This is a genomic window from Streptomyces sp. NBC_01198 (assembly GCF_036010485.1).
Lineage (GTDB): Bacteria > Actinomycetota > Actinomycetes > Streptomycetales > Streptomycetaceae > Actinacidiphila.
Map to the genome: position 1 here is coordinate 6,854,107 of NZ_CP108568.1, position 22,542 is coordinate 6,876,648.

The window sequence follows — 22,542 nt, forward strand, 5'->3', positions numbered from 1 at the left end:
CTCCATGGGGTGGTTCGGGTGCGGGGACCGCGGGGGACACGCGGCGGTGCAGGAGGGGAGGGGAAGCGGGTGGGACCGAAAGCGACCCGGGAGCGGGGCGACCGCTCCCGGGCCTGCGGGTGGCATCCGTCGTGCCGTCGGCAAGGGACGGCGGCCTAGATCTTGATCCCGCCCAGGAGGCTGGCAAGGCTCGCGCCGCCTGCCGTGATGCTCGGCGCGATGGCGGTGCTCGCGAGGTAGAAGCCGAAGAGAGCGCTGACGATGCCGTGGGACACCTTCAGCCCGTCTTTGCGGAAGAAGAGGAACACAATGACGCCGAGCAGAACGACGCCTGAGATCGACAGGATCATGGGCTTTCTCCTGGGTGATGGGGACGGTCACCATGAGTTCTTCCAGGGTCACAAAAAGTCATGGTTCGCGCGCGGTGGCAAACGGGTGATTTGTAGAGAATTTCGCCCATATGAGGGGACTCGCCGAAGATCTTGCCGCTGCGCACCCCACCCGTCTCGTCCGACCGGGTGACCGCCCGTGACCCGGGCGCGCGGGTCCGCCCGCCCGCCGCCAGGGCGGCCCGCTCCGGCAGGATGGCCCCGTGCAGCTCACCCCGATCACCTGGCCGCGGCTCGCCGCGGCCCTCGCCGACCGGATCAGCGCGGGCCCGCCGCCCGCGGGGCCCTGGTGGCGCGTCGCGGTGGACGGCGCACCCGCCGCCGGCACCGCCGACCTGGCCGACGCGCTGGCCGCCGAACTGCCCGCGCTCGGCCACCCGGTGCTGCGGGTACGGGCGCAGGCCTTCTGGCGGCCCGCCTCGCAGCGGCTCGAGTACGGCCATCAGGACGTGGACGCGTTCTACCAGCTGTGGCTGGACACCGGAGCGCTGCGCCGCGAGGTGCTCGACCCGCTCGGTCCCGGCGGCAGCGGCCGCGCCCTGCCGTCGCTGCGCGACCCCGGGACAGACCGCTCCACCCGGGCGGAGTACGTGGCTCTGCCGCCGGGCGGGGTCCTGGTGCTGGACGGTCCGCTGCTGCTCGGCCAGGGCCTGCCGCTGGATCTGACGGTCCATCTGCGGTTGTCCGAGGCCGCGCTGCGGCGCCGTACGGAACCGGCCGAGCAGTGGACGCTGCCCGCCTACCGCCGCTACGCCCGCGAGGCGCTGCCGGAAGAGAGCGCCGATGTCCTGGTGCGTGCCGACGATCCGCGGCACCCGGCCTGGACCGGCTGACACCGCCGCGGCGTCCGGCCCCCGGCACCGCCTTGCCGTGGAGGTGCGCGCTTCGCTAGCGTCCTCGAACACCATGACTGTCGCCACCGCGCCGCTGACCGCCGAGCACATACCCCTGGCCGTACAGCGGTACGACCGCTGGTTCTCGCGCGCCCGGCGGCCGCCGTCCCAGCGGTCCTGGCTGACCGACGGACCCGTACGCGGCGACGAGCTGGTGGCCAAGCTGCACGCCGTCCCCGGCCTCGAAGCCTGCCGCGCACTGGACGGCGACGGCAACCTGATCGGCTACCTCGCCGCCCAGCCGGTCACCCTCGCGCCCGACGACCCGGCGGCGCTGCGCACCCACCCGCGCTCGGCCCTGGTGCCCTACGGCGGCCACGCGCTGCCCGGCGGGCGGGAGACCGAGGTGCTGCGCTCGCTCTACGCCAGGATCGCCGACCGGCTGGTCGCCGACCGCCGCCTCGTCCACTACGTCCAGGTGCCGGCCGGCGAGGTCGCCACCGCCCCCTGGGCCGACCTCGGCTTCGGCCGCGAACTCGTGCACGGCCTGATGGCGGTCAAGGCCAGGGGCCGCCAGCCGCGCGGCGTCGAGGGCCTCGGCATCCGCCGGGCCGGTCCCGGCGACCTGCCGCAGATCGGCCGGATGGCGGCGGAGTCCTCCCGGCGGCAGCGCGAGTCCGCGATGTTCCAGCCGCAGCCGGAGGGCGCGCTGGCCGCGCTGCGGCTGCACTACGCCGACGCGCTCGCCGATCCGCGCTGCGGAGCCTGGATCGCGTCCCGCAGGGGCGAGGAGATCGCCATGGTGCTGGTCGTCCCGGCCGTGCCCGACCCGGTCGTACCGGAGTCGTGCGTGGAACTCGCCGAGGCGTACGTGGAACCCGCCGCGCGCGGCGAGGGCATCAGCCGGGTGCTGCTGGCCACCGCGCTGGCGTGGGCGTACGACAACGGCCACCGCTACATCTCGGCCCGCTGGCACTCCGCCTCCCCGCTGGCCGCGGGGCACTGGCCGGCGGTCGGCTTCCGGCCGGTGGCCTACCGGCTCAGCCGGACGCTGGACGCGCGCATCGGCGGAGTGCCGGGCAGCTACTGAGGACGGGCTGACGTCCCGTCGGCCGCGATCCCGGCATATCCGAAACACCGTGCCAATTCCGGCATTTCGCAGTGACGCCGATCACTGCCGGCCGGATCCGTGACCGGCGTCACGGGCCGAACACGGTCCGGCTCCCCGGCGACACCCGCTGTTTCCGGTCCGGGCCGTTTGTCACCCTGTGCGGCCCGCCGCTCGACTCGCGGTGACCGGTCCGCATACGTACCGGCGTGTACGGATGGCGAGGAGTAACCGCCGGTACGGGCGGATTGGGGCGGCATGCCGCGTTTGGTTGCCCGCCGCTCCCGGCGTCGTCTAGCTTCGCCCTACCGCGGGCCGGACGTCCGCGGTATCCGCCGGGCGGGACGCCGAATCCTGCCGCCGCCCGGTATCGGGAACAGCCGAGCACTCAGGGCAGGAGCGGGGGACCCAGGTAGGTCGCCGTCCGGGGACACCGGACGGCTCGGGGTGAAGCCGCGCGACCGTACGCGCTCCTCGGAGCGCGGCCACGGCGGACCGCGGCCGGGCATCTCCTGCCCGAACCCGACAGCTCACCTCGCAGGCGTAGGAGAGGAATTCCCCCATGCCCGCAAAGGGACAGCACCGCAAGCCCCGCTCGCTCAACCGCCTGACCCGGGTGTGCATCGCGGCGGGCACCGGAGGCGCCGCCCTCGCGGTGCCGCTGCTCGGCGTCGGCCACGCGTCGGCCGCCGAGCCCACCAAGGCCCCCGCCGCTTCCGCGAAGTCGCACGAGTACACCGTCGTCCGCGGGGACACCCTGGCGAAGATCGCCACCACCCACCACGTCAAGGGCGGCTGGAAGTCGCTGTACAAGGCCAACAAGAAGGTCATCGGAGCCAACCCGAGTCTGATCCGCCCCGGCCAGCACCTCACGCTGAACACCGCCCCGGTCAAGGCCGCGCCGGCCCCCGCGAAGAAGGCCGCCCCGGCCCCGGCCAAGAAGGCCGCGCCCGCGGCCGCCAAGAAGGCCGTCAGCTCCACCGGCTACACCAAGCCGGTCGGCGACGCCGCCATCGGCACCCCTTACCACGCCCAGGGCTCCAACTGGTCCTCCGGTTACCACACCGGTGTCGACTTCCTGGTCTGGACCGGCACCCCGGTCCACTCCGTGGCGGCGGGCACCGTGGTGCACGCAGGCGCCGACGGCGCCTACGGCAACGACGTGATCATCCGGCACGCCGACGGCAAGTACACGCTGTACGGCCACCTGACCAAGCCGGTTGTCTCCGTCGGCCAGACCGTCGCCTCCGGCCAGGAGATCGGCATATCCGGCGCCACCGGCAACGTCACAGGACCGCACCTGCACTTCGAGGTCCGCACCACGCCGAACTACGGTTCCGACATCGACCCCGTCGCCTACCTCGCGGCGCACGGTGTCACCATCTGAGTCGCCTGACGCCCCACGGCAGTGCCCGCCCGGTCTTCACCACCGGGCGGGCGCTGCCGTGTGTCCCTCCTCGAACAGCCCGGCCAGCTCGCCGCGGGAGACCACGCCGAGCTTCGGATACGCCTTGTAGAGGTGGTAGCCGACGGTCCGCGGGCTCAGGAACAGCCGGGCCGCGATGTCCTTGTTCGACAGCCCCGCCGCCGCCAGCCGGACGATCTGCGACTCCTGCGGGGTGAGCCCCGCCCGCGCGTCCACCGGGCCGCTCTGCCGGGCCGCGTCCGGCACCGCGCCGCCCGCCGCGGCCAGCTCGCCGCGCGCCCGGTCCGCCCAGGGGCGCGCGCCGAGCCGCTCGAAGGTGTCCAGCGCGCCGCCCAGCCGCACCCGGGCCTCGTTCTTGCGGCGCGCCCGCCGCAGCCACTCCCCGTACAGCAGCGCGGTGCGGGCCGACTCCATGGCACGGCGGTGCGGGTTGTGCGCCGCCAGCGCCCGCAGGAAGTACGCCTCCGCACCGGTGTCCGGCGCCCGCAGCGCCGCGCAGCGGGCCACCAGCGCCGCCGCCCACTGCTGCCCCGAGCGGGCCGCCCAGTCCTCGAAGCGGGCGAAGGCCGCGTCCCCCCGCCCAGGCACCCCGAGCCGGACCGCGGCCTCCACCAGGTCAGGGACGCTGCGAATCGCGCAGATGTGGTGCCGCACCGACTCCTCGCCGAGCAGCGCGAGCCGGTCGAGCGCCGCCTGCGCCCGGCCGAGCCCCAGCTCCAGCAGGCCCTGGGACCAGTACGCCCAGGGCGCGCCCGGCGCCATTGCCGTACCCGAGCCGCCCGCGAGCGCCGTGTCCACCAGCCGGCGGCAGCCCTGCTCGTCGCCGCGCACCGCGGCGACATGGGCCAGGGCGCTGCTCAGCTGGCTGACCCACTGCCGCTGCCCGGTGTCCGCGGCGATCCGCAACCCCTCGGCGGCCGTCGCCGCCGCGTCGTCGTAGCGGCCGTCGAAGATCTCCGCCTCCGCGCGGAAGAACATGATCGTGGTGAGCCGCCCGACCCCGCCGCTCTCCCGGCTCTCCGCCGCCAGCGTCGTCGTCAGCTCGTGCGACTGGGCGTCCTGGCCGAGCGTCAGGCCCACCCCGCACAGCATCACCAGGTCCCGCGGGTCGACCCGCCCGCCGCGCGCGGCCCGCGCCGCGGCCGCCGCCGCGCAGACCGCCGGCGGCTCCCGCCCGGCCGCGCCGCGCCCGAGCGCCGCGGTCAGGAAGCGCGCCACCGGCAGGATCGGCGCGTCGGCGGGCAACTCCAGTGCCGCCAGGCGCTCCACGGTGCCGGCCACCTCGACCGCGCCGAGATACCACGCGGTGTGGGTGGCCTGCACCAGCATCCGGGCCGCCCGCGCCGGATCGTCCCGCCCGGTCAGCGCGGCGCCCTTGATGAGCAGCCGGTGCGCCCCGGGGAAGTCCCCCTCCCAGAAGTCCGCGAGACCCCGTACGTGCAGGGTGCGCGCCACCGCCTCGCCGCTCCCGGAACCGGCCGCGGTGCGGGCGGCCTGCTCGGCGAGGGCCCGGGCGCGCGGCAGCTCGCCCGCCTCTGAGGCGGACTCCGCGGCCAGCAGCAGCCGGCGCAGCCGGGCCCGCGGGTCGGTGCTCAGCCGCGCGGCACGGTCGTACGCGGCTGCCGCCGCGGTGTGGCCGCTGCGCTCCCTGGCGCGGCCCGCGGTCCGTTCGAGCGCCGACGCCACTTCCTCGTCGGGGCCGGTCGCCGCCGCGGCCAGGTGCCAGGCCCGGTGGTCCGGATCCTGCTCCGGGTCGGCGGCCGCGGCCAGGGCGCGGTGGGCGGCCAGGCGTTCCGGCAGCGCCGCCCGCTGGTGGATCGCCGCCCGCACCAGCGGGTGGCGGAAGCGCAGCGCGGTGCCGTCCACCGTGACCAGCCCGGTGTCCTGCGCGGGCGGCAGGTCCGCGACGCCCGCGCCGAGACCCGCCGCGGCCCGCAGGATCGTGCCCAGCTCGCCGGTGTGGTCCGCGGCGGCCACCAGCAGCAGCGTTCGGGTGGCCGGTGGCAGGTGGCTGACCCGGCCGTGGAAGGCCAGTTGCAGCCGGCTGGTCAGCGGCAGCGTCTCCGGCGCCCCGGGGCCGGGGTCGGTCCCGCGCAGGCCGGCCGGCAGTTCGAGCAGCGCCAGCGGATTGCCCCGCGCTTCGGCGAGGACCCTGCGGCGTACCGGCGCCGCGAGCGGCAGCGCCCGGTCGGCGAGCAGCGCGGTGGCCGCGGCCTCGGTCAGCGGGGCGGGGCGCAGTTCCGGCAGACCCGGCGCGCTGAAGGCGCCCTCGCCGTCCCGCGCGGCGAAGAGCATCACGATGCCTTCGACGTCCAGCCGCCGGGCCGCGAAGACCAATGCGTCGGTGGACGCCCGGTCCAGCCACTGGGCGTCGTCCACCACACACAGCAGCGGGCCGTCCCCGGCGTGCTCCGACAGCAGCGACAGCACCGCGAGCCCGACGAACATCGGCTCGCCCGCCCCCTCCGTCGCCAGGCCGAAGGCGGCCCGCAGCGCCCGCCGTTGCGGCCCGGGCAGCGCGTCCAGCGCCCCCAGCGCCGTACGCAGCAGCAACTGCAGCCCGGCGAAGGGCAGTTCCGCCTCGAACTCGACGCCGGAGCCCCGCACCACCGTCAGGTCGCCGGCCCCGGCCACCAGGTCGTCGAGCAGCGCGGTCTTGCCGATGCCCGCCTCCCCGCGCAGCACCAGCACCCCGCTGCGCCCCGCCCGCGCGTCGTCGAGCAGCGCGCGCAGCGCGGCCGCCTCCCCGTCCCGTCCGTGCAGCATGCCCGCACGCTAACCGATCGCGCGGCCGTCGTCCCGGCCGCCCCGAGGCCCCGCCATATCGCCGACCCGACCGGCGCATACGCACCGTCGGCCCGCTCCAGGGTCCAGCGGCGCCGGCGGACACAGCGGCGGCCGCGCCAGGAAGCGCGGTGCGGTGCCGTGGTCCGGCTGCGCCGCGTGGACCAGGAAGTGACGGCACAGGAGAACACGCGGGGCGGTCGCCGGGAGCCGGCGGATCTCTATCCGCGGGTCAGCCGGCGGCGGGGAGGGTGCCCTGCACCTGGCGCAGGAAGGCCGCGTTGTCCGGCGTCTTGCGCAGCTTGTCCAGCAGGACGTCGAGGCCCGACTGCGCGTCCCGGCCGTGCAGCACCTGCCGCAGGCCGTGCACCACGGACAACTCGGGCGTCGGCAGCAGCAGTTCCTCGCGCCGGGTGCCGGAAGCGGTCACGTCGACCGCGGGGAAGATCCGCCGCTCGGCCAGCGAACGGTCCAGGTGCAGCTCCATGTTGCCGGTGCCCTTCAACTCCTCGTAGAAGAAGTTGTCGCCCCGCGACCCGGTGTCGACCAGCGCGGTCGCCAGGATGGTCAGCGAACCGCCCTCCTCGGCCAGCCGCGCCGCCCCGAACAGCCGCTTCGGCCCGAGCAGCGCGGCCGCGTCCACGCCGCCGGACAGCGTACGGCCGCTGCTCGCGCCGGCCGTGTTGTGCGCCCGGCACAGCCGGGTCAGCGAGTCCAGCAGGATCACCACGTCCTGCCCCAGCTCCACCAGCCGCTTGGCCCGCTCCACGGCCAGCTCCGCCAGCGCGATGTGCTCCTTGGCAGGCCGGTCGAAGGTCGAGGACAGCACCTCGCCGCGCACACTGCGCCGCATGTCGGTGACCTCCTCGGGACGTTCGTCGAGCAGCACGACCATCAGATGGCACTCGGGGTGGTTGGCTGCGACGGCCGCCGCGATGTTCTGCAGCAGGATGGTCTTGCCTGCCTTCGGCGGGGCGACGATCAGGCCGCGCTGGCCCTTGCCGACCGGCGCGAGCAGGTCCATCAGCCGCCCGGACAGCGCCCCTGAGCCCTTGAGCAGCCCGCTCTCCAGGCGCAGCCGCTCGCGGGGGTGAAGCGGCGTCAGTTCCGCGAAGTGCGGGCGGCCGTGCCGCGCGGGCGCACCGTTGACCAGCTGCACCTCGCCGAGGGTGCCGGGCCGCAGGGTCGTGCCTTCCACCAGGTCGCCCCGGCGCAGTCCCGCCTTGCGGATCTGCGCGGCGGAGACGGTGACGTCGCCCGGCGACGCGTGCCACCCGGAGGTGCGCAGGCGGCCCTGGCCGCCGGCGCCCTGGATGTCGAGGACACCCGCCACCCGGGCGGATGTCTGCGGCCGTACGTCCGGCCGTTCGAGAATGTCGGTCATGTAAGTCGTCCTTTCGAGGACGGAAGAGGAGTGTGCGGCGCGAGCGGAAAGATCACGCTCCGCGGACCGCGGACGTCGCCCGGTGGCCCGGGCCGTGGCAGCCGGCCACGGCGCTGGGGGCGAACCGGCGCACATCGCTGTGCATGAGGGTGTGACGTACCCGCACGCTCACGACTGCGGAGAAGAGCCACCGGGCCGGAGATGAACGCCGACGGGCGGTGGGAATTCGGAACGAGCACCGGCGCCGCTGAAAAGAGGGCGCAGACATGTGCTACTCGAACCATAGCACGGACCGCGCCGGGCGCCGAGGCCGCCGGTCACCGGTTGCGGCCGCCGCCCGTCCTGCGCCGCAGCAGCACCACGGAGGCCGCCGCCACGACGGCGAGACCGCCGCCCACGTACCAGGCCCGCGCCGAGGCGTTCGAGGAGTGCGCGGCGGGCTCCGGCGCCGGGTGCGACTCCTGCTTCGCGGGCACAACGACCTGCGGCGGAGCGCTTTTGAGATGGTAGGCGGTCGGCGCGGCGTTCAGCGTCCCCACCGAGGCGGTGTGCCCGGCGGCGGCGAAGCCCCAGTCGAGCAGCTTGCCCGCCTCCTTGTAGACCGCCTGCGGCAGGCCCGACTGCGGGTTCATCACCGTGACGATGAGCGTCCTGCCGTGCCGGCTCGCGGCGGCGACCAGGGTGTTGCCCGCGTTGGTGGTGTAGCCGTTCTTCACCCCGATCAGGCCGGGATAGGCGTGGACGCCGCCCGCGCCGGTCAGCAGCCGGTTGGTGTTCTGGATGCCGAACGACTTCACGAACACGCCGTGGGCGTCGTAGCCGCCGGGGAACTGCGCGCTCGCCGTCGAGGCGTAGCCGGCGAAGTCCCGGTTGGCCAGGCCCGCGCGGGCGAACAGCGCGAGGTCGTACGCGGAGGAGACCTGGCCGGGGTTGTCGTAGCCGTCGGGGGAGACGACATGGGTGTCGTCGGCCCCCAGCATCCGCGCCTTGGCCTGCATCTGGGACACCGTCAGCGGCACGGAGCCGTTCATGTGCGCCAGGACGTGCACGGCGTCGTTGCCCGACGCGAGGAAGACGCCGCGCCACAGGTCGGCGACGGTGTACGTCTGCCCGGCCTGTACGCCGACCAGGCTGCTGCCCTCACCGATGCCGGCCAGGTCGCCGTCGGTGACCTTGTGGGACTCGTCGGCGGGGAAGCGGGGGAGCACGGTCACCGCGAACAGCGTCTTGAGGGTGGAGGCGGGCGGCAACTCCCGGTGCGCGTTCTTCGCGGCGAGGACCTGCCCGGTCCTGGCGTCGGAGACGGTCCACGACAGTGCGCTGATGCCGGAGGGCAGCATGGGGGCGCCGTCCTCGCGCTGCACATGCACGCCGGGCTCGGCCAGCAGCGCGCCGCCGACCGCGCCGACGCCGCCGTCCCCGGCGACGCCGCCGTCTCCGGGTCCTGCCGCCTGCGCCGGATGGGCGAGCACGGCCAGGCAGCACCCCGCGCCGAACACGGCGGCGACGCGGCGGCGGACACGGGTGGCTGCGCGGCGGTTGCTCATACGTTCACCGTATGAACGCCAACGCCCTCCGGGCGCGGTGACGAGGCCCATCCGGGCCCCCTCTCCCACCCCCGGGTGAACCCCCTTCATCCGACCAGCCCATCCCCCTCCGGGGATCACCCTCTGCGGCCGGGCGGCGCCCACCAGGGGCGCGGGGAACTGCGCGCCCAGCCACCCCACCGGCGGGTGGTCCGGGGCGAACCGAACAGCCCCTTCGGGCCGGTGACGACCCGCACCCCGGTGGCGGGCCGGTCGCGCAGTTCCCCGCGCCCCTGGGGTGGCGGCGGCTCGTCGCCACGCAACGGCCGGCGGGGGCTGACCCCGGGACCTGGGAGGGGTCAGGTCAGGAGGTCCGCCAGCAGGCGGTGGGACTCAAGGAGCCGACGGCGGTCATACGTACTGGTCGTCACCAGGAACTCGTCCGCCCCGCTGCGCCCCAGCAGCGCCCGCAACCCCGCCGCCACCTCCGTAGGAGACCCGTGGAGCTGCCCGGCCAGCGCCGCAGCGAATCGGTCCCGTTCCGGCCCCGTCATCGTCATCGCCTCGACCGTCTCCGGGGGCAGCAGCGGGGGGAAGACGCCGTGGGTGCGGGAGTACGCGGTCGACCAGGCCTCGGGGAGGAGCAGGCGGCGGGCCTCCGCCGTCGAGGGCGCGACGGCCACCGTGCCGGACAGCACCACGTAGGGGGTGGCCGCCCAGGGCGAGGGGCGGAAGGCGGCCCGGTAGCGGTCGACGGCCCGCAGCATCGCGTCCTCGCCGCGTATCCCGCCGATGACCAGCGGCAGCCCCAGTTCCGCCGCGAGGTCGGCGCCGCTGCCGGTGGCCAGCAGGAAGGGCGCGGGCCGCAGGCCCTCCGCCGGGAAGGCGTGCACCCCCGGGTAGGCGGTCTGCCCGCCGCTGAACCAGCCGAGCAGTTCCGCCACCTGCCCGCCGAAGGCGCCCGCCGCGTCCTTGCCGGCGCCGAGCGCCCGGCGTACCGCGTCGGTGAAGCCGACCGAGCGCCCGAGGCCCATGTCGATCCGGCCGGGGAAGAGGGACTCCAGGACGCCGAACTGCTCGGCGATCACCAGCGGCTGGTGGTTGGGCAGCATCACCCCGCCGGTGCCGACCCGGATCCGCGAGGTGGCCGCGGCGACCGCGGCGGCCAGGACCGTGGGGGCGGAGCCGGCGACCCCCGGCACACCGTGGTGCTCGGAGACCCAGAAGCGGTGGAAGCCCAGCGCCTCGGCCTCCCGGGCGAGGGCCACCGTCTCACGCAGCGCCCGCGGGCCGTCCTCGCCCTCCCTGATCCGTGACCGGTCCAGGATCGAGAACGGGGTGTCACGCAGTACGGAGCTCACGTTCATTCCAACGCTCATGCCCGCGGGTGATTCCCGCGCCTGCACCGGGCGGCGTACGGGGGGCGTAACCGCGCCAATGCGCCCTTGTGGCGCGCCCGGGACGGGCCTAATCTGTGCCCGCCCGGCAATTCGGGCGTATGACAGCCCGGGTCGCGGAGCGCGGCGCCGGGCCGGTCCTGGGGAGGACTCGCGCTATGCCCTTACGCGGACGCCACCGTCGTTACCGCCCGAGCAGGGTCTCCCAGGCCTCGCTGACCGTCACTGCGGGCGGTGCGGGTCTCGCGCTCCCGCTGATCGGGCTGAGCAGTGCGCACGCCGAGTCGGCCGGTGTGTGGGACAAGGTCGCCAACTGCGAGTCGTCGGGCAACTGGCACATCAACAGCGGCAACGGCTACTACGGCGGCCTGCAGTTCGCCGCCTCCACCTGGAAGTCCTTCGGCGGCGGCGCCTACGCCTCCCGGGCCGACCTGGCCACGAAGAACCAGCAGATCGCGGTCGCCGAGAAGGTGCTGCGCAGCCAGGGCCCCGGCGCGTGGCCGGTCTGCTCGGTGCGGGCCGGGCTCACCCGGGAGTCGGCCACCGCCTCGCACACCGTGAAGGTGCCGGCGTCGAAGATCCGGCCGGTCTCCGGGCACACTGGCACGGCGAAGAGCCGGGACAGGACGCCCGCCAAGACCCCGGCGAAGACCCCCGCCAAAACTCCGGCCAAGGCCGCCGCGAAGGCCCCGGCGGCGGCACCAGGACACGACCGCTACACGGTCGTCCACGGCGACACGCTGTCCGGCATAGCCTCCGACCAGCACGTCAGGGGCGGCTGGCCGCAGCTCTACGCCGACAACCGCTCGGTCGTCGGCGACGACCCCGACCTGATCCTGCCCGGCCAGCGGCTCGCGCTGTCCGCGCCGCAGGCGGCGCCCGCCAAGGCCGCGCCGAAGGCGGCCCCGAAGACCGCGCCCGCGCCGAAGGCGGCCCCGAAGGCCGTCCCGAAGGCGACGCCCAGGGCGGCCCCGAAGAAGACCGCCACCGCCGCGTCGGCCCACACCAAGCCGGCCACCGCCCCGCACACCGGCTACACCCTGCCGGTGCACGCCCCGCTCGGCACCCCTTACCACGCGTCGGGCAGCCACTGGGCAAGCGGCTACCACACCGGGATGGACTTCCTGGTCCCGACCGGCACCGCCGTGCACTCGGTCGCCGCGGGCAAGGTCGTCACGGCCGGCTGGGGCGGCTCGTACGGCTACCAGGTGGTGATCCGGCACGCGGACGGCCACTACAGCCAGTACGGCCACCTGTCGCAGATCTCGGTCAAGGCCGGCCAGCACGTCAACGAGGGCCAGCGGATCGCCCGCTCCGGCTCGACCGGGAACGTCACGGGGCCGCACCTGCACTTCGAGATCAGGACCGGGCCGGTCTACGGCGACGACATCGACCCGCTGCGTTACCTGCGCGCCCACGGCGTGTCGGTCTGACCGCCGGACCGGCCCGCGTGGGCCGCCGGGACCGCAGGGCCGGGGTCAGTCCGCCGGAGGCGCCGGATCCGCCATGCGGTCCGCGTAGCCGGTCAGCGGCGGCAGCAGGGCGGCGAGCCAGCACGCGGCGAACAGCCAGCCGCCGACCACGTCGGACGGCCAGTGCACGCCCAGATAGACCCGCGTGCAGCCGACCGCCAGCGCGAGCAGGCCGCAGAGCGCGGCCAGCGAACGCCCCGGCGCGCCGGGCCACGCCCGCAGCAGGCCCCAGGCGAGCAGCGCGGCGGCCATCGCGCTGGACGCGGTGTGCCCGGAGGGGAAGGAGTGGCCCGCCACGTGCACGGCCCAGTCCGCGGCGGGCGGCCTGGCCCGGTGCAGCGCCGTCGAGAGCGCGGTGCGCAGTGACTGGCCGAAGAGCAGGACCGCCACGGCGAGCAGCGCCACCACCAGTCGCCGCCGCACGGTGGTCCGGCCGGCGGCCAGCCAGCCGCCGAGCCCGGCGGCCAGGTAGGGGTAGGGTCCGGTGCCCGCGTCGGTGACCACCCGGGCCGTGGTGGCGGCGTCGTGCGGACGGTGCGCGACCGACCAGCGGTGCGGACCGGTGTCGAAGCCGTAGGGGGTGCCGTGCCGGGCCAGCACCAGCCAGGCCAGCAGGGCGAAGGCGGCGGCGAGCAGGGCGGGCGGCAGCAGCCGGGACCGGTTCAGGCGGGCGGTCATCGCGCGGGTGGCCCCTTCCCCCGGTAGCGGGCGCGCGGCCGTGCGCGCGGCCGCGGCGCTGAGTGACTACAGATCTGTAGTCACTCTACGCCGCGGGCCGGCACCTCGACGCTACGGGCGGGACGTCGGGACGTTCTCGTGCACCTTGAGCGGGTCGGTCACCGCGACCGGCTCCAGGATCCGCTCGATCGTCGCCATCACCTCGGCGTCCAGCCGGACGCCGGAGGCCTTGGCGTTCTCCGCCACCTGCTCGGGGCGGGACGCGCCGACGATCGCCGCGGAGACGTTGCTGTTCTGCAGCACCCAGGCGACCGCGAGCTGCGCGAGCGACAGTCCGGCGTCGGCAGCCAGCGGCTTGAGCTCCTGGACCCGCTCCAGCAGATCGTCCCGCATCCAGCGGCCGATCATGTTGGCGCCGCCCTTGTCGTCGGTGGCCCGCGAGCCGGCCGGCGGCTGCTGCCCCGGCAGGTACTTGCCGGTGAGCACACCCTGGGCGATCGGCGAGAACACGACCTGGCCCAGGCCCAGTTCCTCCGAGGTCGGGACGACCTCGCCCTCGATGATCCGCCACAGCGCGGAATACTGCGGCTGGTTGGACACCAGCGGTATCCGCAGCTCGCGGGCCAGCGCGTGGGCGCGGCGGATCTGGTCCGCGGTCCACTCCGAGACGCCGATGTAGTGCGCCTTGCCCGAGTGCACGACGTCGGCGAAGGCCTCCATCGTCTCTTCCAGCGGCGTGAACCGGTCGTAGCGGTGCGCCTGGTAGAGGTCGACGTGGTCGGTCTGCAGTCGGCGCAGCGAGTTGTCTATCGACTCCATTATGTGCTTGCGCGACAGGCCCCGGTCGTTGTGACCGGGGCCTGTCGGCCAGAAGACCTTGGTGAAGATCTCCAGGCCCTCGCGGCGCTCGCTCTTCAGTGCCCGGCCGAGTACGGACTCGGCGCGGGTCTGCGCGTAGACGTCGGCGGTGTCGAAGGTGGTGATGCCGACGTCCAGGGCGGCCCGGACGCACGCGGTCGCCGCGTCCTCCTCGACCTGGGAGCCGTGGGTGAGCCAGTTTCCGTAGGCGATCTCGCTGACGATCAGGCCGCTGCGGCCGAGGTGACGGTATTCCATGGTCAAGGACCTTAATCGCCACCTCGGCGCGCGGTGAAGGCGGCCTAGGAGGTGTAGGCCTCCAGTTCGGAGAGCTGGGCGGCGGGCCAGCCGGTGTTGCCGGTGACGGTGAGCCGCAGGTGGCGGGTGCTTGTGGGGGTCAGGGTGATGGTGGCGGTGTTGCCGGTGGCGGGGTTGAGGGTGTAGCCGGCGGAGGCCTTCAGGGTGGTCCAGGTGCTGTTGTCGGTGGAGCCCTGGACGGAGAGGGTCTCGGTGCGGGTGGCCCAGGCGGTGGCGGGGGGCAGTTTGATCACGAGGCGGCCGACGGTCTTCGCGGCGCCGAGGTCGACGGTCAGTGACTGGGGGAAGGCGTTGTTGGTGGATTCCCAGTAGGTGTTGGCGTTGCCGTCGACGGTGTTGCCCGCGGTGTAGACGTCGGCGTGGCCGGTGTCACTGGCCGGACGGCCCAGCGCCAGGTTCCCGCTGGCGGGGGTGGTCGGCGGGGTCGTCGGGGGAGTGGTGGGAGGCGTCGTCGGCGGGGTGGTGGGGGGAGTGGTCGGCGGGGTGGTGCTGCCGCCGGTGGTGCCGCCGCTGCCGCCGGTGGGCACACCGCCGTTGGTCCAGATCGGTGCGGGCCAGGTGCCGGTGCAGGTCTGGCCGGTGTTCCAGCCGGAGTTGCCGCCGCCGTCGGTGATCTGCAGGCTGGTGCCGACGCAGTTGTGGATCGGGGTCGCGGCCTGGCCGATGTGCTTGGCGGTGACGTTGACGAAGGTCATCTGCGCCGCGGCCTGCGCCTGGATGGCGTAGGTGCCGGCCCCGTCGATGTTGACGTTCTTCATCGTGACGCCGGTGACGCCGGTCTCGATGGACTGGATCGCCTCGTAGGAGCTGTCGAGGATGTCGGTGTCGCTGATCTGGATGTTCGCGTTGACCTGGCCCTGGAGGCCGTCGAACCAGATGGCGCCGACGCCGAACTGCCAGTTGTAGTCGCTGTTCCCGGTCCTGATCAGGGTGTTGCGGGCCGCGGTGATGGTGCCCGCGACCGCGGTGCCGGCGCCGGCGTTGACGCCCGGGTAGCGGTTGGCGATGTGCAGGCCGCCGCCGTTGGTGATGGTGTCGGCCATGACGTTGTCGGACAGGTTGAAGTCCTTGCCGCCGTAGGTGACGATGTTGTTCGCCAGGATCGGCAGCACCACCGTGTTGTGGTCGAAGCTGTCGTTGACGTTCGGCTGGTTCTCCGGCCAGCCCGCCAGGCCGTCGTCACCGGTGTTGCGCACGAAGGTGTTGGTCACCGTCGAGTTGGTCACGCCGATGTGGAAGTTGACGCCGTCGGCGGTGGTGTCCAGGATGCGGCTGTTCTTGATGGTGAAGTGGTCCATCGGACCGTCCATCCAGGCGCCGACCTTGACGTGCTGGATCCACAGGTCGTCCACCGTCGAGTTCGACATCGCGCCGCCGAGCCCGTTGACCTGGTCGTCGTCGACCCGCTCCTGGATGTCGCCGATGATGGCGAAGTCCTTGAGGTTCACGTTCTTGCTCGGGCCGCCCTGGTTGACGTACTTCCCGTAGAAGCCCGCCGCGTTGGCCCGGTTCACCGGGTCGCGGCCGCCGAAGACGGTGTACCAGGGGCCGGCCCCCTGGACGGTGACGCCGTCGACGATGACGTGGCTGTAGAGCGTGTAGGTGCCCTGCGGGACGTAGACGACCTTGCCCTGCGCCTTGCCCGCGTCGACCGCCGCCTGCATCTTCGCGGTGGAGTCGGTGGCGCCGCTCGGGTCGACGCCGTAGTCGGCGACCGCGTCGATGGCCCCCGAGGGCTTGCCGATCGCGGCGCCGACCTGCTCGAAGTCGGCCAGGTCGATGGTGAAGGTCGGTGACTGGGCGGTCGAGGTCACCTGCACCCGGATCTTGGTGCCCGCCGGGTAGGTGCTCGCGAACTTCGTCCGGGCCTCGTCGTAGAAGTGGTGCGGGTTGCTGTCGCCCGGGTTGTTGTTGAACGGATAACCCCCGTAGTACCAGCTGTACTTGGAGGTGACCGGCAGCGTCTTCACGGACTGCCCGTTGGCCTGGACGTCCAGCGTGGCGTTCCGGCCCTTGCCGTCTGCGGAGTCCGGCAGGCTGTAGCGCAGCGACATCGCGTTCGCCGGCGCGGTCAGCGTGAACTCCACGTACTGGCCGACCGCGTTGAGGGTGACCGCCTGGCGGCCGGAGGCCTCGGACGGCAGGCGGCCGTACAGCCGGTCGGGACCGATCAGCGTGCCGTTGGTGCTCGCGTACTCCGCCTCCAGCTCCTTGAACGGCACGTTCGCGCCGCGGCCGGAGATGCCGACGGGTGAGGGGGCGGGGACTCCGCCGGCGGCGTGCGCGGTGGGGGCGCTCACCAGGGTGACGGCGGTCAGCGCGGCGGCGCCCGCCACCGCGAAGGACAGGACCGCCGCCATTCCGCGGCGTCCGATCCGCCGGCGTCGGGGGGTCGGGGGAGTCGGCTGAGGGCTGTGCGGTGGGTGCGACACAGGCAGATCCTTGCGGCTCGGGGGTGGGGGGATGCGGAAGCGCCCGGCCGGGGCGCTGGAGAGACTACGAGCGTCACCGCAGTAAGTCCATGAGTCTGCGCAAAACAGCGATGGTTCTTCGCAATATTCACGACATCCAACCGTCATGGACGGGGCGGAAGTCAGTGATTTCCCGACCGTCCCGGACGGTGAGGGCGGCTGGCCACCGGACGCCCCGGGACAGCTGGGACGGCTGGGACTGACGAGGTCAGCGGGTCCGGCGCGGGGAGGCCAGCAGGAACGGCGCACCCCCGCGGGCGCGGTGCTCGGTGCACTGCCAGCCGTACCGCCCGAGCAGGTCGGCGCACCGGGCGAGCGCCCGCGCGGCACCCTCCTGATCGGCCGTGCCGCGCCAGGCGACCTCGGGCAGACCGTCCTGCCCGCCGGCCGTCACCGCGTAGCCGGTGCCCCCGGCCCCGGCCGGCGGGCAGCCGCCGGCCTCCAGGGCCAGCGCCACCGCGTGCACGGCGCGGTCCCGCTCCCAGGGGGCCGGCACGTCCGTCGCGCCGTCCAGCAACAGCGCCCGGATGCGCAGCAGGCCCTCCCACGCGGTCGCCACCTCGGCGGCCCGCCGCGCCCCGCCGGGCGGCACCGCCCCGGTGCCGTCGTCCGCGGTGAAGGCGTCCGCGGCCGGCGCCGGCCGGCCGGTCGGCGGCACCTCGGGCCGTCCCGCCGTCAGATCGGCCCGCAGCCGCAGCCCTTGGGGCGAGAGGTAGTACCCGTGGTGCCCGGCGCGGCCGTGCGGCACCGCGAGCCCGCGGGCGACCAGTGCGGCGCACACGTCGGTCCTGGCGGCCAGCCGCCCGGTCGCGGGGTCGGAGCCCGTGACCGCCCGCCGCTGGGCGGCGGTCAGGGCGCTGCTCACACCGGTCCTCCTCCCGCGCTGTCGTCCTCGCACCGTACCCCGGGCCACCGACATCCCCTGACGGTGATAACTCCGCTGAATTCGCTACGGAATACGTAAGGGCGCCGCCCGGTGAATGTGCGCCGGAGGGCAAGGTGTAACGTCCCGGTCCCACGGTAATTCGGCGGGCGGGGTCGTACGGGACGAAGTCCGGTCAGTAATGGGAGGGTTCATGAGATTGACGGTTCAGGGCCGCAGGAGATCCGCGGCCATCGCGGCGACCGGAATGGCCGCCATGATCGGTACGGTGCTCATGGCCGGTCCGGCCTCGGCGCACACGCCCGTCTGGTCGGTCACCTGTGACTCGGTGAAGGTCGACCTGACGAGCTACAACACCAGCCACGACATCCACAATTCGGTGACGCTCAGCATCGTCGGCGGCGAGGGCGCGCTGGCCGACAACCAGGACTTCGGCGGCAGCTTCCACTTCAAGGACGCGCTGCCCCCGCACGACAGCCCGATCAGCGTCCGCCTGGTGGTCAAGGCCGGCGACAACGCGAAGTACAACGTCGACGAGACCAAGGTCTCGCCGGTCTGCGACAAGCCGTCCAGCCCGCCGGTGACGCCGACCACCACCCCGCCGGCCTCGCCGTCCAGCACTGCGGCGACCACCGCGCCGCCCGAGACGACCGCGCCGGCCACCACCACCGCGGCCGCCCCCGTGGTCGCGGACACCACCTCCGCGGCTGGCACCGGGGACCTGGCGGAGACCGGTAGCTCCAGCGCCACGCCGATGATCGCGGGTATCGCCGTGGCCGTCGTGGTCGCGGGCGGCGGCCTGGTGTTCTGGACCCGCAAGCGCGGCTCCTCGGCCCACCGCTGACCGTCCCCGCGGGGCCGGCGGTAGGGCCGGCCCGCGCGGCCGGACACGCTCGACCGGGGAATGCGCCACCGATTCGTGGCGCATTCCCCGGAAAAGCCGATCACGCCGACCGCGGGCCGAAGGGCGCCCGGCGGAATTCCTTGATCGAACAATCCGGACGCCGATCCACCAGGCATTCGCCGCCGCGGTGGAGATCAACCAGCCGCACAATTCCCCGACTTGCGGGATTGCGCCGCGTGATCACCCCCGCCGGGCCCGCCGGCCGGCCGCACCGCCGACCGGCGACGCGGCGGGCGTGCGCGCCGGCCGCCGCGGAGTACGCCCTGCCGGGCGGACCGCTCCATGGGCCGGACACGGCCTAGGATCGGGGGATGGATCTTCGATGGCCGCGGCGCAAGCGGTGGTTGGCCGGGGCGGGGGCGCTCGCGGTTCTGGTGGCGGGCGGCGCGGCCGTCGGAAGCGCCGCCGCGGCCGGCGGGGGCGGCGCGGTACACCGCAGTGACGCGATGCTCACCGGCGCCGGCGGTGTACGCCTGGACACCTCGTACTTCACCACCGGCGGCAGCGCCTGCCGGCCCGCGGTCCTGCTCGGCCACGGCTTCGGCGGCAGCAAGGCGGAGGTGCGCGGGCAGGCGGAGGCGCTGGCCCGGCACGGTTACGCCGTCCTGACCTGGTCCGCCCGCGGCTTCGGGTCCTCCACCGGCACGATCGGGCTCAACGCGCCGGACGGCGAGGGCGCCGACGTCAGCCGGCTGATCGACTGGCTGGCCGCCCGCCCCGACGTCCGGCTCGACGCGCCCGGCGACCCCCGGGTCGGCATCTCGGGCGTGTCCTACGGCGGCGCGATCTCGCTGCTGGCGGCCGGCTACGACCACCGGGTCGACGCCATCGCGCCCCGCGAGACGTACTGGAACCTCGCCGACGCGCTCTTCCCGAACGACGTCTACAAGAAGCTCTGGGCCGGCATCTTCTTCTCCTCCGGATCGGCTCCCCTCCCCGGCGCCGCGCCGAAGGCGACAACGGCCCCGCCGGCCGCCACCCCGGCCGCCACCCCGGGCCGGCCGGCCTCCGCCGACCCGCTGTGCGGCCGCTTCAGCCCGGCGATCTGCGCGCTCTACCAGCGCGTCGCGACCGCCGGCCGGCCCGACGCGGCGGCCCGCACGCAGCTCGAAGCGCTCAGCCCCGCGGCGGTCGCGTCCCGTATCAAGGTCCCGGCGCTGATCGTGCAGGGCCAGACCGACTCGCTGTTCACGCTCGCGCAGTCCGACGCGATGGCCAAGGCGATCAGGGCGAACGGCGCACCGGTGGCCGTGGACTGGATCGCCGGCGGCCATGACGGCGGCGACACCGAGGACAGCCGGATCGACCGCCGGGTCACCGCGTGGTTCGACCACTACCTCAAAGGCAGCACCGGCACCGCCACCGGCCCGGCCTTCCGGGTCACCCGCACCGGCGGCCTCGACTCCACCGACGGCAGCGTCGTCCTGCGCGGCGCGGACGCCGGCAGCTACCCGGGCTTGGAGGGCACCACCGCCCGGCGGATCGCGCTGACCGGCCGCGAGCAGCGGATCACCAACCCGGCGGGTGGCGCGCCGCCGGGGATCTCGGCGGTGCCCGGCACCGGCGCGCTCAGCGACCTGTCCTCGCTCGGCGCGGGCCTCTCGCTCGACATCCCCGGGCAGTACGCGCGGTTCGACTCGGCGCCGCTGGCCGGCAGCACCCATCTGACCGGCGCGCCCACCGTCACCGTACGGGTGGCCACCGGCGCGCCCGACGCGGTGCTGTTCGGCAAGCTCTACGACGTCGCGCCGGGCGGCAAGGCCACGCTGCCCGCGGCGCTCGCCGCCCCCGTCCGGGTGCAGGGCTCGCCGGACGGCAGCACGGTCACGCTGCGACTGCCCGCGGTGGACCACGACTTCGCCGCCGGCCACCGGATGCGCCTGGTGCTGGCGACCACCGACCTCGGCTACGCCTCGCCGGCCGCGCCCGCCACCGTGACCGTCTCGCTGGTCTCGCCGGACCTGACCGTGCCCGTCGACAGCGCGATGGGCGACGCCGCCGCCCCGCTGCCGTGGTGGGCCTGGGCGCTGCCGCCGCTGGCGCTGCTGGTCGCGGCGGCCCTGCTGGTCACCGGCCGCCACCGGGTGCGCCCGCGGCCCGCCGACCCGGCGCTGGCCGCGGTGCCGCTGCAGATCACCGGGCTGAGCAAGCGGTACGCCAAGTCGGCCGACCGCTACGCCGTACGTGACCTGTCCTTCCGGGTCGAACCCGGCCAGGTGCTCGGCCTGCTCGGCCCGAACGGCGCCGGCAAGACGACCACGCTGCGGATGCTGATGGGGCTGATCCGCCCTGACGACGGCGAGATCCGGGTGTTCGGCGAGGCGGTGCGCCCGGGGGCCCCGGTGCTGTCCCGGCTGGGCGCCTTCGTCGAGGGCGCCGGCTTCCTGCCCCATCTGACCGGACGCGCCAACCTGGAGCTGTACTGGCAGGCCACCGGCCGCCCCGAGCAGGACGCCCGGCTGGCCGAGGCCCTGGAGATCGCCGGGCTCGGCGAGGCCCTGGGGCGTGCGGTCCGCACGTACTCGCAGGGCATGCGGCAGCGGCTGGCCATCGCGCAGGCCATGCTGGGCCTGCCCGACCTGCTGATCCTGGACGAGCCGACCAACGGCCTCGACCCGCCGCAGATCCGCGAGATGCGCGAGGTGCTGATCCGCTACGCGGCCGCCGGGCGCACGGTCATCGTCTCCAGCCACCTGCTGGCCGAGGTCGAGCAGAGCTGTACGCATCTGGTGGTGATGGACCGCGGGCAGCTGGTCACCTCGGGACCGGTCGCCGACATCATCGGCTCGGCCGACACCGTCCTGGTGGGTGTGGACGGCGAGATGTCGCAGAGCGTGGTGGACCAGGTCGCGGACCTGCCGGGGGTGGCCACCGCGGTCCGCGAGGAGGACGGGCTGCTCGCGGTGCTCGACGGCATGACCGCCGCGCAGTTCGTGGCCGAACTCGTCCGGCTCGGCGTGCCGGTGGCCCGGGTCGGGCCGCACCGCCGCCTGGAGGACGCCTTCCTGACCCTGATCGGAGGCTCGGCATGAGCGCCGCACCCCCCGCCCCCGCGCCCGCCCCCGCCTCCCCCCGGGCCGGCGCGGCCGGCTACCGGCCGGGCCGCACGCTGCGGCTGCGGGTCGAGGCCCGCAGGCAGCTGCGCCGGCGGCGCACCATGATCGTGGGCGCGCTGCTGGCGGCGCTGCCCTTCATCCTGATCGTCGCGTTCGCGATCGGCGGCACCCCCAAGGAGGGGCGCAACGGCCCCACCCTCATCGACACCGCCACCGCCTCCGGCGCCAACTTCGCCGCGACCTGCCTGTTCGTCTCCGCAGGCTTCGTCCTGGTGGTGCCGGTGGCGCTGTTCTGCGGTGACACCGTCGCCTCCGAGGCGGGCTGGTCGAGCCTGCGGTACCTGCTGGCGGCGCCGGTGCCCAGGACCCGGCTGCTGAGCGTGAAGCTGGCGGTGGCGCTGGGCTTCAGCGCGGTGGCCCTGGTGCTGCTGCCCGCGGTCGCGCTGGTCGCCGGGACCGTCGCCTACGGGTGGGGCGATCTGGAGCTGCCCACCGGCGGTGCGCTGGCCTCGGGCGACGCGCTGCCCCGGCTGGCCGTCGCGGTGGCGTACATCTTCGTCAGCCAACTGGTCACCGCCGCCCTCGCGTTCTGGCTGTCGACCAAGACCGACGCCCCGCTGGGGGCGGTCGGCGGCGCGGTCGGGCTGACGATCGTCGGAAACGTGCTGGACGCGGTGACCGCGCTCGGCTCGTGGCGGGACGTGCTGCCCGCGCACTGGCAGTTCTCCTGGGCCGACGCGCTGCAGCCCACGCTGGAGTGGACCGGCATGCTGCAGGGCGCCTCGGTGTCGGTGTCGTACGCGATCGTGCTGACCGCGCTGGCCTTCCGCGGGTTCCGCACCAAGGACATCGTGTCCTGAGCCGCCCCCGGCGGCCGCCGTGCCCGCGTCACCGCGGCTGGGCGGCGGCCGGAAACTGACCTGCGGTCATGTCATGGTCATGGAAGGGCAAAGGGAGGGCCATCCGGGTAAAACGGCGGCGGGAGAACGGCGGAGGCTCTTGTCCTGGGCATGCTCTGTGGGTCAGATCCCGTCATCCGTCTCGTGCGGTCGTCC

Annotated in this window: 16 protein-coding genes and 1 riboswitch; of the genes, 7 read left to right on the plus strand and 9 right to left on the minus strand. The window is 74.3% G+C overall.

Annotated features, from left to right (window positions below):
- Positions 1 to 155: 155 nt before the first annotated feature.
- Positions 156 to 350, minus strand: coding sequence for a hypothetical protein (locus tag OG702_RS30510; RefSeq protein WP_033172702.1), 195 nt, complete (start codon positions 348 to 350; stop codon positions 156 to 158).
- A 242-nt stretch (positions 351 to 592) separates the two neighbouring features.
- On the opposite strand from OG702_RS30510, the gene OG702_RS30515 reads away from it, so the two are divergent.
- From OG702_RS30515 to OG702_RS30525, 3 genes are all read left to right on the plus strand, one after another.
- On the plus strand, positions 593 to 1,222 hold the full coding sequence (locus OG702_RS30515; RefSeq protein WP_327292160.1) for a uridine kinase: 630 nt from the start codon (positions 593 to 595) through the stop codon (positions 1,220 to 1,222).
- A 73-nt stretch (positions 1,223 to 1,295) separates the two neighbouring features.
- Positions 1,296 to 2,312 carry a GNAT family N-acetyltransferase gene (locus tag OG702_RS30520; RefSeq protein ID WP_327292161.1) on the plus strand — a complete coding sequence of 339 codons (1,017 nt, stop codon included), beginning with the start codon at positions 1,296 to 1,298 and terminating at the stop codon, positions 2,310 to 2,312.
- A 386-nt stretch (positions 2,313 to 2,698) separates the two neighbouring features.
- Positions 2,699 to 2,887, plus strand: a riboswitch (cyclic di-AMP (ydaO/yuaA leader).
- Between the two features lie 5 nt (positions 2,888 to 2,892).
- Positions 2,893 to 3,717, plus strand: a complete 825-nt coding sequence (locus OG702_RS30525; RefSeq protein ID WP_327292162.1) for a M23 family metallopeptidase — start codon at positions 2,893 to 2,895, stop codon at positions 3,715 to 3,717.
- Positions 3,718 to 3,753: 36 nt separating this feature from the next.
- Here the strand turns inward: OG702_RS30525 and OG702_RS30530 are convergent, their stop codons facing one another.
- The 4 genes from OG702_RS30530 to OG702_RS30550 all read right to left on the minus strand — a co-directional run bounded on the left by OG702_RS30530 (position 3,754) and on the right by OG702_RS30550 (position 10,817).
- A complete protein-coding gene (locus tag OG702_RS30530; RefSeq protein WP_327292163.1) occupies positions 3,754 to 6,522 on the minus strand; it encodes an AAA family ATPase in 2,769 nt (922 codons plus the stop codon).
- Positions 6,523 to 6,772: 250 nt separating this feature from the next.
- On the minus strand, positions 6,773 to 8,059 hold the full coding sequence (rho, locus tag OG702_RS30540; protein WP_327292164.1) for a transcription termination factor Rho: 1,287 nt from the start codon (positions 8,057 to 8,059) through the stop codon (positions 6,773 to 6,775).
- A 182-nt stretch (positions 8,060 to 8,241) separates the two neighbouring features.
- A complete protein-coding gene (locus OG702_RS30545) occupies positions 8,242 to 9,471 on the minus strand; it encodes a D-alanyl-D-alanine carboxypeptidase family protein (RefSeq protein WP_327292165.1) in 1,230 nt (409 codons plus the stop codon).
- Positions 9,472 to 9,809: 338 nt separating this feature from the next.
- Positions 9,810 to 10,817 (minus strand): LLM class flavin-dependent oxidoreductase, encoded by a 1,008-nt coding sequence (locus tag OG702_RS30550; protein ID WP_327292166.1) that lies wholly within the window; start codon positions 10,815 to 10,817, stop codon positions 9,810 to 9,812.
- Positions 10,818 to 11,005: 188 nt separating this feature from the next.
- Between OG702_RS30550 and OG702_RS30555 the strand changes: the two genes are divergently transcribed.
- Entirely contained in the window at positions 11,006 to 12,280 is a 1,275-nt protein-coding gene (locus tag OG702_RS30555; protein ID WP_327292167.1) for a transglycosylase family protein, read from the plus strand.
- 45 nt (positions 12,281 to 12,325) lie between these two features.
- On the opposite strand, the gene OG702_RS30560 is transcribed toward OG702_RS30555, so the two are convergent.
- The 4 genes from OG702_RS30560 to OG702_RS30575 form a co-directional block, all read right to left on the minus strand.
- Positions 12,326 to 12,997, minus strand: coding sequence for a phosphatase PAP2 family protein (locus OG702_RS30560; RefSeq protein WP_327292168.1), 672 nt, complete (start codon positions 12,995 to 12,997; stop codon positions 12,326 to 12,328).
- Between the two features lie 111 nt (positions 12,998 to 13,108).
- Positions 13,109 to 14,113 (minus strand): aldo/keto reductase family protein, encoded by a 1,005-nt coding sequence (locus OG702_RS30565; RefSeq protein ID WP_327292169.1) that lies wholly within the window; start codon positions 14,111 to 14,113, stop codon positions 13,109 to 13,111.
- Between the two features lie 44 nt (positions 14,114 to 14,157).
- The gene (locus tag OG702_RS30570; protein ID WP_327292170.1) at positions 14,158 to 16,533 is read right to left on the minus strand and encodes a discoidin domain-containing protein; all 2,376 of its coding nucleotides are present in this window, start codon (positions 16,531 to 16,533) and stop codon (positions 14,158 to 14,160) included.
- Between the two features lie 319 nt (positions 16,534 to 16,852).
- Entirely contained in the window at positions 16,853 to 17,509 is a 657-nt protein-coding gene (locus tag OG702_RS30575; protein ID WP_327292171.1) for a hypothetical protein, read from the minus strand.
- 211 nt (positions 17,510 to 17,720) lie between these two features.
- On the opposite strand from OG702_RS30575, the gene OG702_RS30580 reads away from it, so the two are divergent.
- The 3 genes from OG702_RS30580 to OG702_RS30590 all read left to right on the plus strand — a co-directional run bounded on the left by OG702_RS30580 (position 17,721) and on the right by OG702_RS30590 (position 22,347).
- Entirely contained in the window at positions 17,721 to 18,371 is a 651-nt protein-coding gene (locus tag OG702_RS30580; RefSeq protein WP_327292172.1) for an LAETG motif-containing sortase-dependent surface protein, read from the plus strand.
- A 371-nt stretch (positions 18,372 to 18,742) separates the two neighbouring features.
- Entirely contained in the window at positions 18,743 to 21,463 is a 2,721-nt protein-coding gene (locus OG702_RS30585) for an alpha/beta fold hydrolase (protein ID WP_327292173.1), read from the plus strand.
- Positions 21,460 to 22,347, plus strand: a complete 888-nt coding sequence (locus OG702_RS30590) for an ABC transporter permease (RefSeq protein ID WP_327292174.1) — start codon at positions 21,460 to 21,462, stop codon at positions 22,345 to 22,347. The genes OG702_RS30585 and OG702_RS30590 overlap by 4 nt, the downstream gene beginning before the upstream one ends.
- Positions 22,348 to 22,542 lie beyond the last annotated feature (195 nt).

Coding starts and splice junctions, on each gene's coding strand:
- OG702_RS30510 (WP_033172702.1), bottom strand. CDS start 350: ATGATCCTGTCGATCTCAGGCGTCGTTCTGCTCGGCGTCATTGTGTTC.
- OG702_RS30590 (WP_327292174.1), top strand. CDS start 21,460: ATGAGCGCCGCACCCCCCGCCCCCGCGCCCGCCCCCGCCTCCCCCCGG.
- OG702_RS30565 (WP_327292169.1), bottom strand. CDS start 14,113: ATGGAATACCGTCACCTCGGCCGCAGCGGCCTGATCGTCAGCGAGATC.
- rho (WP_327292164.1), bottom strand. CDS start 8,059: ATGTGCGCCGGTTCGCCCCCAGCGCCGTGGCCGGCTGCCACGGCCCGG.
- OG702_RS30550 (WP_327292166.1), bottom strand. CDS start 10,817: ATGAACGTGAGCTCCGTACTGCGTGACACCCCGTTCTCGATCCTGGAC.
- OG702_RS30520 (WP_327292161.1), top strand. CDS start 1,296: ATGACTGTCGCCACCGCGCCGCTGACCGCCGAGCACATACCCCTGGCC.
- OG702_RS30555 (WP_327292167.1), top strand. CDS start 11,006: ATGCCCTTACGCGGACGCCACCGTCGTTACCGCCCGAGCAGGGTCTCC.
- OG702_RS30570 (WP_327292170.1), bottom strand. CDS start 16,533: ATGGCGGCGGTCCTGTCCTTCGCGGTGGCGGGCGCCGCCGCGCTGACC.
- OG702_RS30560 (WP_327292168.1), bottom strand. CDS start 12,997: ATGACCGCCCGCCTGAACCGGTCCCGGCTGCTGCCGCCCGCCCTGCTC.
- OG702_RS30525 (WP_327292162.1), top strand. CDS start 2,893: ATGCCCGCAAAGGGACAGCACCGCAAGCCCCGCTCGCTCAACCGCCTG.
- OG702_RS30585 (WP_327292173.1), top strand. CDS start 18,743: ATGGATCTTCGATGGCCGCGGCGCAAGCGGTGGTTGGCCGGGGCGGGG.
- OG702_RS30545 (WP_327292165.1), bottom strand. CDS start 9,471: ATGAGCAACCGCCGCGCAGCCACCCGTGTCCGCCGCCGCGTCGCCGCC.
- OG702_RS30580 (WP_327292172.1), top strand. CDS start 17,721: ATGAGATTGACGGTTCAGGGCCGCAGGAGATCCGCGGCCATCGCGGCG.
- OG702_RS30530 (WP_327292163.1), bottom strand. CDS start 6,522: ATGCTGCACGGACGGGACGGGGAGGCGGCCGCGCTGCGCGCGCTGCTC.